At 73.3% G+C, this 16,078-nt stretch carries 17 protein-coding genes; 5 read left to right on the top strand and 12 right to left on the bottom strand.

From position 1 onward, the window contains the following. Window positions 1-109 precede the first annotated feature (109 nt). Complete coding sequence (locus ASG49_RS05875) at window positions 110-1,087, bottom strand: carbohydrate kinase family protein (RefSeq protein WP_056538288.1); 978 nt, start codon at window positions 1,085-1,087, stop codon at window positions 110-112. A 146-nt stretch (window positions 1,088-1,233) separates the two neighbouring features. On the opposite strand from ASG49_RS05875, the gene ASG49_RS05870 reads away from it, so the two are divergent. After that, a complete protein-coding gene (locus ASG49_RS05870) occupies window positions 1,234-1,473 on the top strand; it encodes a hypothetical protein (protein WP_056538286.1) in 240 nt (79 codons plus the stop codon). Between the two features lie 135 nt (window positions 1,474-1,608). Here ASG49_RS05870 and erpA read toward each other — a convergent pair whose 3' ends face one another. The 8 genes from erpA to ASG49_RS05830 form a co-directional block, all read right to left on the bottom strand. Continuing rightward, window positions 1,609-1,971 carry an iron-sulfur cluster insertion protein ErpA gene (erpA, locus tag ASG49_RS05865; protein WP_056538283.1) on the bottom strand — a complete coding sequence of 121 codons (363 nt, stop codon included), beginning with the start codon at window positions 1,969-1,971 and terminating at the stop codon, window positions 1,609-1,611. A gap of 73 nt (window positions 1,972-2,044) precedes the next feature. Further along, a complete protein-coding gene (locus ASG49_RS05860) occupies window positions 2,045-3,139 on the bottom strand; it encodes a glycerate kinase (RefSeq protein WP_056538280.1) in 1,095 nt (364 codons plus the stop codon). A 34-nt stretch (window positions 3,140-3,173) separates the two neighbouring features. Then, window positions 3,174-4,409, bottom strand: a complete 1,236-nt coding sequence (locus ASG49_RS05855; RefSeq protein ID WP_056538277.1) for an ATP-binding protein — start codon at window positions 4,407-4,409, stop codon at window positions 3,174-3,176. A gap of 73 nt (window positions 4,410-4,482) precedes the next feature. Continuing rightward, window positions 4,483-5,736: an ATP-binding protein gene (locus ASG49_RS05850; RefSeq protein WP_162244498.1), complete on the bottom strand. Its 1,254-nt coding sequence runs from the start codon at window positions 5,734-5,736 to the stop codon at window positions 4,483-4,485. A 47-nt stretch (window positions 5,737-5,783) separates the two neighbouring features. Then, complete coding sequence (locus tag ASG49_RS05845) at window positions 5,784-6,350, bottom strand: hypothetical protein (RefSeq protein WP_056538271.1); 567 nt, start codon at window positions 6,348-6,350, stop codon at window positions 5,784-5,786. Between the two features lie 2 nt (window positions 6,351-6,352). Further along, window positions 6,353-7,273 carry a zinc metalloprotease HtpX gene (gene htpX / locus ASG49_RS05840; RefSeq protein WP_056538268.1) on the bottom strand — a complete coding sequence of 307 codons (921 nt, stop codon included), beginning with the start codon at window positions 7,271-7,273 and terminating at the stop codon, window positions 6,353-6,355. A gap of 38 nt (window positions 7,274-7,311) precedes the next feature. Continuing rightward, entirely contained in the window at window positions 7,312-7,590 is a 279-nt protein-coding gene (locus tag ASG49_RS05835) for a hypothetical protein (protein ID WP_056538264.1), read from the bottom strand. Further along, on the bottom strand, window positions 7,587-8,387 hold the full coding sequence (locus tag ASG49_RS05830; RefSeq protein WP_056538261.1) for a PspA/IM30 family protein: 801 nt from the start codon (window positions 8,385-8,387) through the stop codon (window positions 7,587-7,589). The genes ASG49_RS05835 and ASG49_RS05830 overlap by 4 nt, the downstream gene beginning before the upstream one ends. 119 nt (window positions 8,388-8,506) lie before the next feature. On the opposite strand from ASG49_RS05830, the gene ASG49_RS05825 reads away from it, so the two are divergent. Then, a complete protein-coding gene (locus ASG49_RS05825; protein WP_056538258.1) occupies window positions 8,507-9,106 on the top strand; it encodes a DUF3043 domain-containing protein in 600 nt (199 codons plus the stop codon). A 20-nt stretch (window positions 9,107-9,126) separates the two neighbouring features. Here the strand turns inward: ASG49_RS05825 and ASG49_RS05820 are convergent, their stop codons facing one another. Both ASG49_RS05820 and gcvT read right to left on the bottom strand, forming a co-directional pair. Beyond that, entirely contained in the window at window positions 9,127-9,375 is a 249-nt protein-coding gene (locus ASG49_RS05820) for a hypothetical protein (RefSeq protein WP_056538255.1), read from the bottom strand. 37 nt (window positions 9,376-9,412) lie between these two features. After that, window positions 9,413-10,537 (bottom strand): glycine cleavage system aminomethyltransferase GcvT, encoded by a 1,125-nt coding sequence (gene gcvT / locus ASG49_RS05815; protein WP_056538252.1) that lies wholly within the window; start codon window positions 10,535-10,537, stop codon window positions 9,413-9,415. Between the two features lie 47 nt (window positions 10,538-10,584). Between gcvT and ASG49_RS05810 the strand changes: the two genes are divergently transcribed. After that, window positions 10,585-12,111 (top strand): leucyl aminopeptidase, encoded by a 1,527-nt coding sequence (locus ASG49_RS05810; protein ID WP_200936206.1) that lies wholly within the window; start codon window positions 10,585-10,587, stop codon window positions 12,109-12,111. A 6-nt stretch (window positions 12,112-12,117) separates the two neighbouring features. Here ASG49_RS05810 and ASG49_RS05805 read toward each other — a convergent pair whose 3' ends face one another. Beyond that, a complete protein-coding gene (locus ASG49_RS05805; RefSeq protein WP_056538246.1) occupies window positions 12,118-12,498 on the bottom strand; it encodes a hypothetical protein in 381 nt (126 codons plus the stop codon). A 147-nt stretch (window positions 12,499-12,645) separates the two neighbouring features. Between ASG49_RS05805 and lpdA the strand changes: the two genes are divergently transcribed. Beyond that, window positions 12,646-14,028 carry a dihydrolipoyl dehydrogenase gene (gene lpdA / locus ASG49_RS05800; RefSeq protein WP_235561915.1) on the top strand — a complete coding sequence of 461 codons (1,383 nt, stop codon included), beginning with the start codon at window positions 12,646-12,648 and terminating at the stop codon, window positions 14,026-14,028. A gap of 86 nt (window positions 14,029-14,114) precedes the next feature. Further along, a complete protein-coding gene (sucB, locus tag ASG49_RS05795) occupies window positions 14,115-16,028 on the top strand; it encodes a 2-oxoglutarate dehydrogenase, E2 component, dihydrolipoamide succinyltransferase (RefSeq protein WP_056538240.1) in 1,914 nt (637 codons plus the stop codon). The last annotated feature ends 50 nt before the right edge of the window (window positions 16,029-16,078 follow it).

Below are 16,078 nucleotides of genomic sequence, written 5' to 3'. Positions count from 1 at the left end.
GACGGAGCCAACTACGGACTCCTTGAGCCTACTACCCGCCCCTCCTGAGAGACGTCCGGGTCGTGGGTGGGTTCTCGCTGTGAACCCGCACCCGGAGGTGCGGGAGGCCTCAGCCCAGCAGGTGCGGGCGCACCTCGGCGGCCGCGTCGTCGCCGTACGCCGTGGCGACGCGGTCGACGAACTGCTGGTGGGTGAAGGAGTACTCCTGCGTGCCGACCCGCTCCACGACGTACGCCGCGAGCACGCAGCCGACCTGAGCGGCCCGCTCGTGGCCCAGGCCCCACTCCAGCGCAGCCAGGAAGCCCGACCGGAACGCGTCGCCGACACCGGTGGGCTCCACCGCGGTGACGTCGGGGACGGCCGTGACCGTCACGGTCTCGGCCGTGGTGGACTCCACGCGGACGCCGTCCTTGCCGAGGGTGACCACCTGGGTGCCGACCCGGGCCAGGATCTCCTCGGGCGTCCACCCCGTCTTCTGGGCGATCATGTGCGACTCGTACTCGTTGCAGAACAGGTACGCCGCTCCGTCGACCAGCTCGCGGATCATGTCGCCCTCGCCGAAGGCCAGCTGCTGGCTCGGGTCGGCGACGAAGGCGTAGCCCCGCTGGCGGCACTCCTGGGTGTGGCGGACCATGCCCTCGGGGTCGTCGGGGCCGACGAGCACGAAGGTGGGCTCACCGACCCGGGCGGCGATCGGCCCGAGCTCGATGAGCCGGGCCTCGCTCATCGCGCCGGGGTAGAAGCTGGCGAACTGCGCCATCGTGGTGTCGGTCGTGCAGACGAACCGCGCGGTGTGCTTGTCCTCGGAGATCCGGACCGACTCGCAGTCCACGCCGTGACGCTCCAGCCAGGAGCGGTAGCCGGCGAAGTCCTCCCCCGCCGCCCCCACCAGCACCGGCCGCAGCCCGAGCTGGCCCAGGCCGAAGGAGATGTTGCCGGCGCAGCCGCCGCGTCGGATCTCGAGGTCGTCGACCAGGAAGGACACCGACAGCTTGTCGAGCTGGTCGACGACGAGCGAGTCGGCGAACTTGCCCCCGAAGCTCATCAGGTGGTCGGTGGCGATGGATCCGGCGATCAGCAGCGACATGGGCGTCCTTCGGGGAGGGCTTCGCGGGTGGGGAGATCGGGTCTCGGACGCCCCGGGGACGCTGGGACGGACCCGCGCGACGCGCCCCGAACACTACCCAGCGGTACACCGCGGAGTACCCCCCAGTAGCCCCTAGCGTCGCGGACATGACCTACGAGCGCCTCGCCTACGCCGACCAGGACCCCGCCCCGACGATGACCACCGACTGCGCCGCCTGCGCGGAGCGCGTCCGCCTCCCCGAGCAGCGGGTCCTCGACGGGGCCCTCGGGCGCCCGGCTCCCTCGTTGGCCTGGGACGCGCAGCCGCGCGAGGTGCGCAAGCCGCAGGTGTCGGTCAGCCAGGCGGCCGCCCACCTGGCCTCGCGGCTGCACCTGCACCTCGACTAGCCGCGACCGGTCGCCGGTCCGGACAGCACGAGAGGCGGTTCCCTCGAGGGGAACCGCCTCTCGTCGCGTCCGACAGGGCGCGGGGCGCCGGTGGGGACCGGCCTTGGAAATCCGTGGCCCCGGAGGGCCGTCAGCTCAGTGGAAGCTGTCGCCGCAGGCGCAGGAGCCGGTGGCGTTGGGGTTGTCGATGGTGAAGCCCTGCTTCTCGATCGAGTCCATGAAGTCGATGGTGGCGCCGTTGAGGTAGGGGACGCTCATGCGGTCCACCACCACGGACACGCCGTCGAAGTCGGTGACGACGTCGCCGTCGAGGGTGCGCTCGTCGAAGAAGAGCTGGTAGCGCAGCCCCGAGCAGCCGCCGGGCTGCACGGCGATGCGCAGCTGGAGGTCGTCGCGACCCTCCTGCTCCAGGAGGCTCTTGACCTTGCTCGACGCGGTGTCGGTGACGTTGATGCCGTCGGTGCGGATCTCGCTAGCGGTGTCGACCTGCTCGGTCATGTGGCTCTCCAGTGCTGATCGGGTGCGCGATACGACGTCTCAATCGTCGCACACGACCGGATATTCCGAGCCATCAGCGCGACCACGTGCGGGCGGTGCGCTCGGCCAGCTCGGCCAGGGCGTCCGCGGGCGCGGCGAAGGCGCGCTCCTCCCCCACCAGGTCGACGAGGGAGTACGCCGACTCCACGCCGAGGGCGCGCATCTCGCGGGACCCCACCAGCACCTGGCCGGCCAGCGCCACGCACGGCACCGTCGCCGCGGCCGCCACCTCGGCCACGCCGTAGGGCACCTTGCCGGAGCGGGACTGGAAGTCGAAGGCGCCCTCGCCGGTGAGCACCAGCCCGGAGCCGCGCACCAGGTCGGCGAGCCCGACGGCCTCGGCGACCACCACCACCCCGCTGGTCTGCTCGGCGCCGAGGAGCTGGAGGGCGAAGCCGAGCCCGCCGGCGGCGCCGGTGCCCTTGCGGGCGGCCAGCTTGCGGTCGGTCTGCTCGGCGAAGCGCTGCAGCCAGCCGTCGACGACGACCAGGCGCTCGTCGGGGAGCCCCTTCTGGGGACCGAAGATCTTGGTGGCGCCGGTGATGCCGAGCAGCGGGTTGTCGACGTCGCTGGCCACGACCAGCTCGACCCCCTCCACCGCGGCCCGGGCGGCGCTCACGTCGACGTCGCCGACCTCGGCGAGCCCGGTGGCACCCTGCGTGAGCGAGCCCGCCCCGGCGGTGGCCCCGAGGGCGGCCAGCAGGCCGGCGCCGGCGTCGTTGGTGGCCGAGCCGCCGAGGCCGACCACCACCCGGCGCGCACCGCCCTCGACCGCCGCGGCGAGCAGCTGTCCGAGGCCGACGGTGGTGCCGTCCTCGGGCCGCCGCCGGTCGGGCTCGGTCAGGTGCAGGCCGACGGCCTGCGCGCACTCGAGGTAGGCGGTGTCGCCCACGCGCAGCACCGCGGCGGGGACGGGGGCGCCGTACGGGTCGTCGACGGTCACGGCCTGGAGCTCGCCGCCGAGCGCGGCGTGGAGCACGTCGACGAACCCCGGGCCGCCGTCGGACATCGGCACCTGCACCAGCTCGTCGTCGGGGGCACGTCGCGACCAGCCCTCCGCGATCGCGGCGGCCGCCTCGACCGCGCTCAGCGTGCCGGCGAACTTGTCGGGAGCGATGACGACGCGCATGCCCGGACCCTAGCCCGCGTCGCCCGCGGGCGGCTCAGCCCGCGGGGACGTCGATGCGCAGCAGCGCACCGCCCTCGGGTGCGTCACCGATGCGGACCGTGCCGCCGTGGGCCTCGACGAGCCGCCGGGCCGTGGCCAGGCCGATGCCCAGCCCGTCGGAGGCGGTGCCCTGCACCATGAGCTCGAAGACGCGGTCGCGGTCCTGCTCCGGCACTCCGGGGCCGTTGTCGCCGACCTCGAGCCACCAGCCGCGTCGTCCCGCCCGGCCGACGTCGTCGCCGAGCCCGGCGGAGACCCGCACCAGGGCGTGCCGGCGGTCGCGGGTGAAGCGGGCGGCGTTGGCGACGAGGTTCTGCACCACCAGGCGCAGCTGGGTGCGGTCACCGCTCACGGCCGGCAGCTCGCCCAGCACGACCTCGACCCGCTGCAGCTGCAGCTGCAGGTCCTCGCAGACCTCGCGCACGAGGCCGGCGAGGTCCACCTCGTCGAGCACGACGCCGCCCTGGACCGTGGCGAACCGCAGGATGTCACCGATCAGCGCGTCCATCCGGTCGACGCTGCCGCGGGCGCGCGCGACCAGCCAGGCGTCCTCCGGGGCGACCGACCCGTCGTGGTCGTCGAGCACGCCGAGGGCGAAGGAGAGCGAGGCCAGCGGACCCTTGAGGTCGTGCGCGACCTGGGCGGCGAAGAGGCTGAGCCGCTCGTTGGAGCGCTCGAGCTGGCCGCGGGTCTGGGTCAGGTCGCGGACCGCGTCCTCGAGCTGCCGGGTGCGCACCCGCAGCTCCAGCAGGTCGACCACCCGGTGGGCGAGGTCGCCGAGCAGGTCGTCGACCTCGTCGGTGATCTCGCGCGGCTCGTGGTCGAAGACGCACAGCGTCCCGAAGACCACGCCGCCGGGGGTGACCAGCTGGTGGGCGCAGTAGAACCGGAAGACGTTGCGCTCCCCCGAGACGTAGGGATTGTCGGCCCACCGGGGATCGGTGGACGCGTCCGCGACGCGCACCGGGTGGCCGTCGTAGAGGATCGCGGCGCACATCGCGTCCTCCTGGGCGCACACCTCGGTCTCCGTGCCGTACGCCGCGACGGTGGTCTGGTCGCCCGAGCGCATCAGGTTGACCGCGGCCGCCGGGACCCCGGCGATCTGGGCCGCCAGCCGGGCGAGGTCGGTCAGCTCCGCCTGCGGCAGGCCTGCCACCCGATAGGCGTCGACCTGGGCGTCGCGGACCCGGTCGAGAGCGGAGCGGGACGACGCCTCGTCGGCTTCGCTCATCGGGCCCCCTGACCTGGTCAGGAAGCAGTGTGACCCACGTCCGGCGACCGCGCACCCGGACGACGCGGTCCGATCAGGCGACCGCGCCCGGTTGGTCCGCTTGGTCGGTTTGGTCAGGCAGCTCGAACCAGAAGTCCGCCCCGCCACCGGGGGCCTCGCCCACGCCGATCCGGCCGCCGTGGGACTCCACCACACGGCGGCACGTCGCCAGCCCGATGCCGAGGCCCTCGACCCCGGTCTGGCTCACCCCGTCGCCGCGGACCATCAGGTCGAAGACCCGGCTCCGCTGGGCCACGGGCACGCCGGGGCCGTTGTCGGTGATGCTCACGCGCGTCACGCCGTCCACGGTGCGGCCGCTGACCCGGACGACCGGGCGCTCCGCCACGGCGTACTTCATCGCGTTGGCCAACAGGTTCTGCAGCACCGCCCGGACCTGCACCCCGTCGCCGTGCACCGGCGGCAGGTCCTCGACGACCACCTCGGTGCGGCCGCGCCGGGCGGAGAGGTCCTGCAGCACCTCCTCGACGAGGACGCCGGTGTCGAGCCTCGCGACCTCGAGCCGGCCGCCGAGGACGGCGAAGTCCATCAGTCCGGCCACGGTGGCCCGCATCCGCTGCGCGCCCGACATCGCCCTGCGCATCAGCATGGCCACCGCGTCGGGGTCCTGGACGGGTTCGCCGTCGGTGGCGACCTCCTCCTCGAGCAGCTGGAGCGACATCTGCACGGCGGCCAGGGGGCCCTGCACGTCGTGGCTCACCTGCCCCGCGAAGGCGGCCAGGTGCTCGTTGGAGCGGCGCAGCTCGCGGCTGCCGCCGGCGAGCTCGGAGAGCAGGCGCTGCATGTCGACGTCGCGACGGTGCGTCTCGAGCGCCTCCATGGCGGCGGCCCCGAGCTCCTGCAGCGCGAGCATCGTGCTCTCGGCCACCTCGACCGGCTGCGGGGCGAAGATGCACAGGGTGCCGACCGCGACGCCGTGGGAGCTGACGAGCTCGGTCGAGGCGTAGGTCGTCACGGCCCCCGAGGTGACCCACTCGCTGTCGCGCAACCGCGGGTCCACCGTGGCGTCCGGCACGACGTGACGACCGGTGGGGCTGGTGCCGATCACCCGGGCGCACAACGAGGCCTCGATGTCGGAACGACCCACGGCACCGTTGGAGTCGGCGATGGTGTGCTGGGCCGAGGAGGTCAGCACGTTGATGCGGGCCCCGGCCGCGCCCGTTACGAGCGCCGCCGTCCTCACGAGGTGGTCCAGCACACCCGGGGGGTGGTTGTCGACGAGGTCCAACGCCGCGATCTCGGCGTCACGCATCCGCTCCGCAACTCCCATATCGGGCATTCTAGGCGCTTCGTCGCGGGGTGGGCTCGATTTCGGCGCTAGACGGGGAGTCCCCAGATCGGCATCCACCGGCCCGGGTCGGGCTCGAACGGCAGGTCGGAGGCCACCTCGTCGCGCAGCTGGCGCTCGCGCAGCGCGTCCCGCGTCGAGGGACCCGAGGGCACGAACGGGTAGAAGGTGCCCTGCTTGTAGAGGTAGACGAGGTAGGCCCGCGCCCCCTGGTCGTCGACGAAGGCGATGACCGAGCACAGCAGGCTCGAGGAGAACCCCTGCGCCTCGAGCGCGGAGTTGACGGCGTGCAGGTCGGTCACCAGCGTCGACGGGTCGGGCGGGTCGGTGCGCACCGTCAGCCAGGTGTAGCCGTAGTCGTCGACGGTGGACTCGGTCGGCGGGCCGCCGTCGTGGCCGACCAGCTCGGCCGCCTCGGTCTGGCTGCGCACCGAGGCCGCCCCCTCGGCGGCCCGGAAGCACACCGAGCCGGCGCCGGTCGGGCGCAGCCCGAGCCCGGCCTCCAGCGTCAGTGCGGCCGACGGCAGGGCGAAGAGGGCGTCCAGCGTGGCCGCCCGGGGCGTGGTGCGGCCGCGGAGGGCGTCCCAGAAGCCCACGGTCAGTACGTCTTGCCGAGCGTGGTGGCGATCTTCGCGAGCTGGTCGAGGCGCTGCTCGAGCGGCGGGTGGGTCGCGGTCAGGGTGCTCATCGAGACGCCGCGCACGGCGGGGGTAATGAAGAAGGCGTTCATCGACTGGGCGGCGCGCAGGTCGCGCTCGGGCACGGCGTTCATCTGGCCGCTGATCTTGGTCAGCGCCGAGGCCAGTGCGTTGGGCTTCTGGGTCAGGTAGGCACCCGACCGGTCGGCGCACAGCTCGCGGTAGCGGGAGAGCAGCCGCAGCGCCACGAAGCTGACGGCGTACACGACCAGGGAGACGACCAGGGCCAGCACCAGGGCGGCGGCGCCGCCCCCGTTGTCGTTGTTGCCGCGCGAGCGTGCCAGGCCGAAGCCGCCGAACTGGGCGCCCTGGGTCACCATGCCGGCGACGATGCCGGCCGAGGAGGCCACGGTCATCACCAGCACGTCGCGGTGGGCGACGTGGGAGAGCTCGTGGGCCAGGACGCCCTCGAGCTCCTCGACGGTGAGCAGCTGCAGGATGCCGGTCGTGACGCAGACCGCGGAGCGCTCCGGGGAGCGGCCGGTGGCGAACGCGTTGGGGATGTGGGTGTCGGCGATGGCGACGCGGGGCTTGGGCATGTCGGCCATGGCGCAGAGCCGGTCGATCATGCCGTGCAGCTCGGGCGCCTGCTCGGGGGTGACGATCCGGGCCCCCATCGCGCGCAGCGCCACGGTGTCCGAGCGCCACCACTGGAAGAACGCGATGCCGATGCCCGCGAGGCCGATCACGATGGCCAGGCCCCCGCCGACGGCGTACATCAGTCCGACGACCAGGGCGACGAACAGCGCGCCGAGGATGAACATGACGGCGGTCATCCGGACGGTCAGTCCGGAGTCGTTGACGAAGCGGGTGCGGGCCATGTCAGGTGAACGCGCGGACGGTCATGCGTCGTTCCCGCTCACCCCGGGATGAGGCCCTCGTCACCCAGCATCTCGCGGACCTCCTCCAACGTCGCGTCCGCGGGCGGGAGGATCAGGTCGGAGTCGTGCAGCACGTCGGCCGGCAGCGGGCTGCCGGAAGAGCGCACGCCCTCGAGGAGGGCCGCAAGGGCGTCGGCGAAGGCCTCGTGGTCACCGGCCTCCACGGCCTGCTCGACGGCGGCGTCGAGGGCGTTGAGCGCCTCGACGCGGTCGTCGGCGACCTCGAGCTGGCCCTCGGTGAGGATGCGGACGATCACCGCTGCTCCCCCTCGGTCCGGGGCGCCGCCTGGCCCTGGGCCTGGGCCCCGGGGGCGGGCGCGGCGTCGGGCGCGTCGAGCTGGGGCGTCGGGGCGCTGCTGCTGCCGCCCTTGAGCGCGGCGAGCTCGGACTCGACGTCGGACTGGCTGCTCATGGCCTCGAGCTCGCGCGAGATGTCGTCGCCTCGGTTGATGGAGCTGGCGTCGTCGAGCGCACCGGAGGCGATGAGCTCGTCCACGGCACCGGCCCGGGCCTGCATCTGCAGCGTCTTGTCCTCGGCCCGCTGGATCGCCATGCCGACGTCGCCCATCTCCTCGGAGATGCCGGAGAAGGCCTCGCCGATCCGGGTCTGGGCCTCGGCGGCGGTGTAGGTGGCCTTGATGGTCTCCTTGCGGGTCCGGAAGGACTCGACCTTGGCCTGCAGGCGCTGCGAGGCGAGCGTCAGCTTCTCCTCCTCGCCCTGGAGCTGGGCGTGCTGTGCCTGCAGGTCGTTGAGCTGCCCGGTGAGGGCCGACTTGCGGGTGAGCGCCTCGCGGGCGAGGTCCTCACGGCCCATGTCGAGGGCCTTCTGCGCCTGGGAGGTGAGCTTGTCGCTCTGGTTCTGCAGCTGGTTCATCTGCAGCTCCACGCGCTTGCGGCTCGTGGCGACGTCGGCCACGCCGCGGCGTACCTTCGTGAGCATCTCGAGCTGGCGCTGGTAGCTGTAGTCGAGGGTCTCGCGCGGGTCCTCCGCCTTGTCCAGGGCGCTGTTGGCCTTGGCCCGGAAGACCGTGCTGATCCGCTTCATGAGGCTCATGGAGCAACGGTACCGGCCCCCACCACCGAGGACGAGGGTCCCGCGCAGAGCCACGGCCGAGGGACACGGGCCGACGGGTACGCTGACCGCCCACCGCCACCTTCCGAGGGGATCGCCCCGTGTTCCGCCGCAGCAAGGCCGACGAGCCCGCCACCCAGCCCACCGCCTCCTCTGCCGCCTCCCCCTCCGGCACCACCACCGGCTCCGGCAAGGGACGCCCGACGCCGACGCGGCGCGAGGCCGAGGCAGCCGCCAAGGCGCGGGCCCGCGCGGTGACGGACAGTAAGGAGGCCCGTCGCCAGGCCCGGGACAAGCGCGCCGCGGAGAGCCGCCGGATGCGCGAGGGCATGAAGAACGGCGACGAGCGCTACCTGATGAGCCGCGACAAGGGCCCGGTCAAGCGGTTCGTCCGCGACTTCGTCGACGCCCGGGTCTCGATCGCGGAGTTCCTGCTCCCGCTGCTGCTGCTGACCTTCGTGCTGCAGGCCTCGGGCAACGCGGCGCTGGTCCGCTTCGGCGGCGCGCTGTGGACGACCACGATCCTCGTGGTCCTCATCGACACCCTGTGGCTGGTCTTCCGCCTCAAGCGGGCGCTGCGCGAGCGCTTCCCCGAGGAGAGCCAGCGCGGCACCGTGTTCTACGCCGTGCTGCGCGCGCTGCAGGTGCGTCCGCTGCGCTCCCCCAAGCCCCAGGTGCGCATCGGCGGCCGGCCGAAGTAGCCGCTCGCCCTACCGCTGCGTCACTCCGCAGCGAGCGACATCGGGCCGTAGACCTCGCGGTCGCCCTCGAAGAGGGTCACCGAGGCGACCCCGTCCTCGGCGAGGTCGGGGTAGGCCTCGCCCACCCAGCTCTCGGCGTCGCTGCGCGTCGGGAACTCGCGCCGCTCGCCCGTCACCACCCGGCCGTCGGCGTCGAGCAGCTGCCACCACCACGGGACGGTGTCGGCGCTCGCGGTGGAGGCGAAGGCGTTCTCGTGGGTCTCGCTCATGTCGTGCCTCTCGGGGGGTGGGGTGGTCCGGGTGCCTCTAGGAGCTGCGTACGCCGGCCTCGACGAACGGCGGCTTGGTGACGACGAAGACCTCGCCGCGGCCGCGGACGTCGACCAGGACCTCCGCGCCCAGCTGGACCTGCGCGTTGACCAGGGCCAGGGCAATGCCCTTGCGCAGCGTCGGGCTGAAGGTGCCCGAGGTGACGTGCCCGACGGGCAGGTCGCGGGTGATCTTGACGCTCATGCCGGGGCGGGCGATGCCGCGCCCGGTGGCCACGAGGCCGCGGAGCACGACCCGGGGCCTGGCCGCACGCTGCTCGGTGAGCACCTCGCGACCCCAGAACTCCGGCTTGTCCCAGCCCACGGCCCAGCCGAGCCGGGCCTGCACCGGGGTGACGTCGAGGGAGATGTCCTGGCCGTGGAGCGGGTAGCCCATCTCGGTGCGCAGCGTGTCGCGGGCGCCGAGCCCGCAGGGCACCAGCCCGACCGGTCCTCCCGCGGCTAGCAGGGCGTCCCACAGGGCCGGGGCGACCTCGGCCGGCGCGACGAGCTCGTAGCCGCGCTCGCCGGTGTAGCCCGTGCGGCAGACCACCACCTCGGCACCCTCGACCCCGTCGAGGCGAGCGACGCGGAAGGACATGTAGTCGTGGCCGGTCGGCAGGCCCACGGCCTCGAGCACCTGGTCCGCGAGCGGACCCTGCACGGCCAGCACCGCGTGGGTCGTGTGCTGGTCGGTGACCTCGACTCCGGCCGGGGCGGCCGCCCGGAGGCGGCGCAGGATCTCGGCGGTGTTGGCGGCGTTGGGCACCAGCAGCACGTGGTCGTCGTCGTGGACGTAGGCGATCAGGTCGTCGACCACGCCACCGGTCGCGTCGTCGCAGACCAGGGTGTACTGCGCCTGGCCGGGCCCGATCCGGCGCAGGTCGTTGGTCAGGCAGCGGTTGAGCAGCTCCAGCGCACCGGGGCCGCGCACGTCGATCTTGCCGAGGTGGCTGACGTCGAAGACGCCGACGGCCTCGCGCACGGCCGCGTGCTCCTTGAGGACGCCGGTGTACTCCAGGGGCATCTCCCACCCGCCGAACTCGGCCAGCTTGGCGCCGAGGGCGACGTGGCGCTCGTGCAGGGGCGAGTGCTGGAGCGAGGCGGACGGCGAGGCGGGCATGGTCGGCAAGTTACCGCAGCGCGAGTGGCTCACCGGCTGCCCCTACGATGCCCAGGGTGACGACGTACACGCTGCGCAAGGGAAGCCCCGCCAAGACCCGGACCGACGTGGTCGTCGTCGGAGCGGTGCGCTCCGCCGGGGGTGACGTCAGGGTCGCGTCGGGCGGCGAGGACGTCGCCGCGGCGTACGGCCGTCGCTTCAAGCCGCTGCTCAGCTCGATGACCTTCCGCGGCGAGCCCGGCGAGACGCTGCGGGTGCCGAGCCCCGACGGCGTCCGCGCCGGCCAGCTGCTGCTGGTGGGCCTGGGAGCCGAGGACGCCGTCGACGCCCACGTCGTACGCCGGGCCGCGGGGACCGCCGCCCGCTCGCTGGGCAACGCCGCCTCCGTCGCGCTCGCGCTGCCGGCCGACGACCCGACGCTGGTCGCGGCGGTCGCGGAGGGATTCATCTCCGGCCTCTACTCCTTCACCACCTACAAGTCCGGGTCGGAGCCGACCGCGGTCTCCGACGTGCTGCTGCTGAGCCCGGTCGCCCGCGACGAGGACGCCGTCGCGGCCCTCGAGCGGGCCCGCACCGTCGCCGAGCACGTCGACCAGGCCCGCGACTGGGTCAACACCCCGCCCAACGACCTCTACCCCGAGACGTTCGCCGATCGTGTCGTCGAGCTGGTCGAGGGCCGCCGGGGCAAGGGCCCCCGGGTCGAGGTCGAGGTGCTCGGCCCCGACGAGCTCGCCGAGCTGGGCTGCGGCGGCATCCTGGGCGTCGGCCAGGGCTCCCACCGGCCGCCGCGGCTGGTGCGGCTGACCTGGGCACCGCCCGGCGCGACCTCCCACGTGGCCCTGGTCGGCAAGGGCATCACCTACGACTCCGGCGGCCTCACCATCAAGTCCGGCGCCGGCATGGCGACGATGAAGAACGACATGGGCGGGGCGGCGGCCGTGATCGCCGCGACGCTGGCGATCGGCGCCCTCGGGCTGCCCGTCGCGGTCACGGCGTACGCCCCGATGGCCGAGAACATGCCCGGCGGCGGCGCGATGCGCCCCGGCGACGTGCTGACGATGCGCGACGGCCAGACCGTCGAGGTCACCAACACCGACGCCGAGGGCCGGCTGGTGATGGCCGACGCGCTGGCGCTGGCGGTCGAGCAGTCGCCCGACGTGCTGCTCGACGTCGCCACCCTGACCGGCGGGTGCGTCGTCGCGCTCGGCGAGAAGGTCGCGGGCCTGATGGGCGACGACGCCACCACCGCGGCCCTCACCGAGGCGGCCGGCCGCAGCGGCGAGAAGCTGTGGCGGCTCCCGATCCCCGAGGAGTCGCGCAAGGCGGTCGTCGACACCGAGATCGCCGACGTGCTGCAGGCCAACTGGGTGCGCTGGGGCGGCACGCTGTACGCCGCGGCGTTCCTGGAGCGCTTCACCGGCGACGTCCCGTGGGCGCACCTCGACATCGCCGGGCCGGCCTGGAACGGCGGCGGCGCCTCGGGACACGTGCCGACGGGGGCGACCGGCTACGCCGTCACCACGCTGGTGGAGTACGCCGCCGGACTCGTGCCCGCGGAGCCGTCGACCGACTGAGCCGGCTCAGCGACCGGCGTCGTCGTCCTGGACGCTGCGCCGCAGCAGGTCCTTGCGGGCCTGCGACTGCCGGTGGTTCCACTCCCGCATCCGCTGCGGGATGCCGACCAGCCCCGCGTCGTACGACGGGACGCCGTGGCGGTTGCAGAAGTCGTGCGCCCAGCGCACGCTCGGCACCCGTCGCCGGGTCCACTCCCCGTCGTGGGCCACGAGGAGCAGGGTCACGTCGGTGACCGTCGTCCGCGGCTCGACGAAGCCCTCGACGCCACGGCGGGCCGCGATGAACTCGCGCAGGTGCTGCTCGTCGGCGGCGTCGGAGGCACGCACCACGGGACCGTCACCGGAGACCCGGCGCCGGCCACGTCGGAAGCGGTCGCGCAACCTCATGCCGCACAGTGTGCGGCATCGCCGGTGACCGCGCGGGCAGACGGCGCGACTCGGGGTCGGCGGCTACCGACGGGTCACCAGGGCTCCTCCGCGCCGTCGGGGCGAGGTGGTTGGATGGACGCGGACATGCGACAGGGGAGGTTCGACGTGCCAGAGGGCTCGGGTGAGTTCGACGTCGTCGTGCTCGGGGCTGGCTCGGGCGGCTACGCCTGTGCGCTGCGCGCAGCCCAGCTCGGCCTGAGCGTCGCCCTCGTCGAGAAGGACAAGGTCGGCGGCACCTGCCTGCACGTCGGCTGCATCCCCACCAAGGCCCTGCTCCACGCCGCCGAGGTCGCCGACTCCGCGCGGGAGTCCGAGCAGTTCGGAGTCCGCGCCACGCTCGAAGGCATCGACATGGCCGGCGTCAACGCCTACAAGGACGGCGTCGTGTCCCGGCTGCACAAGGGCCTCACCGGCCTGGTGTCCAGCCGCGGCATCACCGTCGTCCAGGGCACCGGGCGCCTCACCGGTCCGCGCACGGTCGAGGTCGACGGGGCGTCGTACACCGGGAGGAGCGTGGTGCTCGCCTCCGGCTCCTTCTCCCGCACCCTGCCCGGCGTCGAGGTCGACGGCACCCGCGTGCTGACCTCCGAGCAGGCGCTCGGGCTGACCGAGGTGCCGCGCTCGGTGGTCGTGCTCGGCGGGGGCGTGATCGGCGTGGAGTTCGCCAGCGTGTGGCGCTCCTTCGGCGCCGAGGTCACCATCCTCGAGGCGCTTCCCCACCTCGTGCCGAGCGAGGACGAGCAGTCCTCCAAGTCGCTCGAGCGGGCGTTCCGCAAGCGCGGCATCCGCTTCCACCTCGGCACCCGCGTCGAGTCGGTCAAGGCCACTGACGCCGGCGTCGTGGTCACCGTCGAGGGCGGCGCCACCCACGAGGCCGACCTGCTGCTGGTCGCGGTCGGCCGCGGCCCGGTCACCGACGGCCTGGGGTACGCCGAGCAGGGCGTCACCCTCGACCGCGGCTTCGTCGTCACCGACGAGCGCTGCCGCACCTCCGTCGAGGGCGTGTACGCCGTCGGCGACATCGTCCCCGGCCTCCAGCTCGCCCACCGCGGGTTCGCCCAGGGCGTCCTGGTCGCCGAGCAGGTCGCCGGCCTCGACCCGCGCCCGGTCGAGGAGTCGACCATCCCGCGGGTGACCTACTCCGAGCCCGAGGTCGCCTCCGTCGGCCTCACCGAGGCACAGGCGCGCGAGCGCCACGGCGACGAGGTCGAGACGCTGACCTACGACCTCGGCGGCAACGGCAAGAGCCAGATCCTCAAGACCCAGGGCTTCGTCAAGCTCGTGCGCCGCACCGACGGCCCCGTCCTCGGCGTCCACCTGGTCGGCTCCCGCGTCGGCGAGCTCATCGGGGAGGCACAGCTGATCGTCGGCTGGGACGCCCACCCCGAGGACGTCGCCCCCTTCCTGCACGCCCACCCGACCCAGGACGAGGCGCTCGGCGAGGCCCACCTCGCCCTGGCGGGCAAGCCGTTGCACGCCCACTCCTGACCTGATAGCCCTGGACCACCCCGCCCCACCCGCATCCGTCCCCACCCCGTTCAGCACCCGTTTCGCACCACGAGCAAAGGAACCCGATGTCGACTCCCGTGAACCTCCCCGCACTGGGCGAGTCCGTCACCGAAGGCACGATCACCCGCTGGCTGAAGTCGGTCGGTGACGCCGTCGAGGTCGACGAGCCGTTGCTCGAGGTCTCGACCGACAAGGTCGACACCGAGATCCCCTCCCCGGTCGCCGGCACGCTGCTGGAGATCAAGGCCGAGGAGGACGAGACCGTCGAGGTCGGCGCCGAGCTGTGCGTCGTCGGCGACGAGGGCGAGGGCGGCGGGGACGAGTCCGGCGCCGCGGAGCCCGAGGCCCAGCCCAAGGACGAGGCCGAGTCGGAGAAGAAGGCCGCTCAGGAGGAGGAGCACGCCGCGGAGACCGGCGAGCTCCCCGACGGTGACGAGACCCCCGAGTCCGAGAAGGACGACGCCCGCGCCGAGGACGAGCCCGCCGCCGAGCAGGCGGCGTCCGACGACGAGCCGGCCCCGAAGAAGTCGAGCGGCGGTGGCGGCACCCCCGTCACGCTCCCCGCCCTGGGCGAGTCGGTCACCGAGGGCACCGTCACCCGCTGGCTGAAGTCGGTCGGCGACGAGGTCGCCGTCGACGAGCCGCTGCTCGAGGTCTCCACCGACAAGGTCGACACCGAGATCCCCTCCCCCGTGGCCGGCACGCTCCAGTCCATCTCCGTCGAGGAGGACGAGACCGTCGAGGTCGGTGCCGAGCTCTGCGTGGTCGGCGACGGCTCCGCGGCCTCCGACTCCGACGACGAGCCGGAGCCCGAGAAGGAGCCCGAGGCCGAGAAGGAGCCGGAGCCCGAGCCCGAGGCCCAGAAGGAGCCCGAGCAGGAGGAGCCGGCCGCCGAGCCGGAGCCGGAGAAGCGCGAGGACCCGGTCAAGGCCGAGCCGGCGGCCGAGGAGACCCCCGCGCCGACCAAGCAGGACAAGCAGGAGCAGCCCTCGGGCGGCTCGTCGTCGGGCGCGCAGTCGTCGGGCGGCTCGTCGGGCGGGCAGTCCTCGTCCGAGGGCGGCACCTACGTCACGCCGCTGGTGCGCAAGATGGCCGCCGAGCACGGGGTGGACCTCTCCTCCATCACCGGCACCGGCGTGGGCGGTCGGATCCGCAAGCAGGACGTCCTCGCGGCGGCCGAGTCGGCCAAGCAGGCCAGCGCTGCCCCGGCCGCGGAGGAGCCGGCCGCCGAGTCGGCCCCGGCCGCCTCGGAGTCGACCCCCAGCCCGCTGCGCGGCAAGACCGAGAAGGTCTCCCGGCTGCGCAAGGTGATCGCCACCCGGATGCGCGAGTCGCTCCAGACCTCCGCGCAGCTGACCCAGGTCGTCGAGGTCGACGTCACCAACATCGCGCGGCTGCGCGACAAGGAGAAGGCCGACTTCCTGGCCCGCGAGGGCGTCAAGCTGTCCTACCTGCCGTTCTTCGCCAAGGCGGCGGTCGACGCGCTGAAGTCGCACCCGGCGCTCAACGCGACCTTCGACCTGGAGGCCGGCGAGGTGACCTACCACGACAGCGAGAACGTCGCCTTCGCGGTGGACACCGAGAAGGGTCTGCTGACCCCCGTCGTCAAGGACGCCGGCGACCTCTCCATCGCCGGCCTGGCGAAGAAGATCGCCGACGTCGCGCAGCGCACGCGCACCAACAAGATCGGTCCCGACGACCTGTCGGGCGGCACCTTCACGATCACCAACCTCGGCAGCGTCGGCGCCCTGTGGGACACCCCGATCATCAACAAGCCGCAGGTCGCGATCCTGGGGCCGGGCACCGTCGTCAAGCGCGCGGTCGTCATCGACGACCCCAACCTCGGCGAGACGATCGCGGTGCGCCACATGGTCTACCTGGCGCTGACCTACGACCACCAGCTGGTCGACGGCGCCGACGCGGGCCGCTTCCTCCAGGACGTCAAGGGTCGCCTGGAGGCCGCCAAGTTCGACGTCTGACCCTGGTCACGCCTGGGCCGGTCCGGTTTCCCAGGTGATGAACCCGAACT

Source organism: Marmoricola sp. Leaf446 (genome assembly GCF_001424755.1).
In the GTDB taxonomy this organism is placed as follows: Bacteria; Actinomycetota; Actinomycetes; order Propionibacteriales; family Nocardioidaceae; genus Marmoricola.
The sequence above is the reverse complement of the archived record's forward strand: the minus strand, read 5'-3'. Positions and strand labels throughout refer to the sequence as shown.

What these genes read in the sequence shown, in the direction of transcription:
- ASG49_RS05850 (WP_162244498.1), bottom strand. Translation starts at nt 5,736, where the DNA reads ATGGGAGTTGCGGAGCGGATGCGTGACGCCGAGATCGCGGCGTTGGAC.
- erpA (WP_056538283.1), bottom strand. Translation starts at nt 1,971, where the DNA reads ATGACCGAGCAGGTCGACACCGCTAGCGAGATCCGCACCGACGGCATC.
- htpX (WP_056538268.1), bottom strand. Translation starts at nt 7,273, where the DNA reads ATGGCCCGCACCCGCTTCGTCAACGACTCCGGACTGACCGTCCGGATG.
- ASG49_RS05810 (WP_200936206.1), top strand. Translation starts at nt 10,585, where the DNA reads ATGCCCAGGGTGACGACGTACACGCTGCGCAAGGGAAGCCCCGCCAAG.
- sucB (WP_056538240.1), top strand. Translation starts at nt 14,115, where the DNA reads ATGTCGACTCCCGTGAACCTCCCCGCACTGGGCGAGTCCGTCACCGAA.
- ASG49_RS05820 (WP_056538255.1), bottom strand. Translation starts at nt 9,375, where the DNA reads ATGAGCGAGACCCACGAGAACGCCTTCGCCTCCACCGCGAGCGCCGAC.
- ASG49_RS05870 (WP_056538286.1), top strand. Translation starts at nt 1,234, where the DNA reads ATGACCTACGAGCGCCTCGCCTACGCCGACCAGGACCCCGCCCCGACG.
- ASG49_RS05860 (WP_056538280.1), bottom strand. Translation starts at nt 3,139, where the DNA reads ATGCGCGTCGTCATCGCTCCCGACAAGTTCGCCGGCACGCTGAGCGCG.
- ASG49_RS05805 (WP_056538246.1), bottom strand. Translation starts at nt 12,498, where the DNA reads ATGAGGTTGCGCGACCGCTTCCGACGTGGCCGGCGCCGGGTCTCCGGT.
- ASG49_RS05830 (WP_056538261.1), bottom strand. Translation starts at nt 8,387, where the DNA reads ATGAGCCTCATGAAGCGGATCAGCACGGTCTTCCGGGCCAAGGCCAAC.
- ASG49_RS05855 (WP_056538277.1), bottom strand. Translation starts at nt 4,409, where the DNA reads ATGAGCGAAGCCGACGAGGCGTCGTCCCGCTCCGCTCTCGACCGGGTC.
- gcvT (WP_056538252.1), bottom strand. Translation starts at nt 10,537, where the DNA reads ATGCCCGCCTCGCCGTCCGCCTCGCTCCAGCACTCGCCCCTGCACGAG.
- ASG49_RS05875 (WP_056538288.1), bottom strand. Translation starts at nt 1,087, where the DNA reads ATGTCGCTGCTGATCGCCGGATCCATCGCCACCGACCACCTGATGAGC.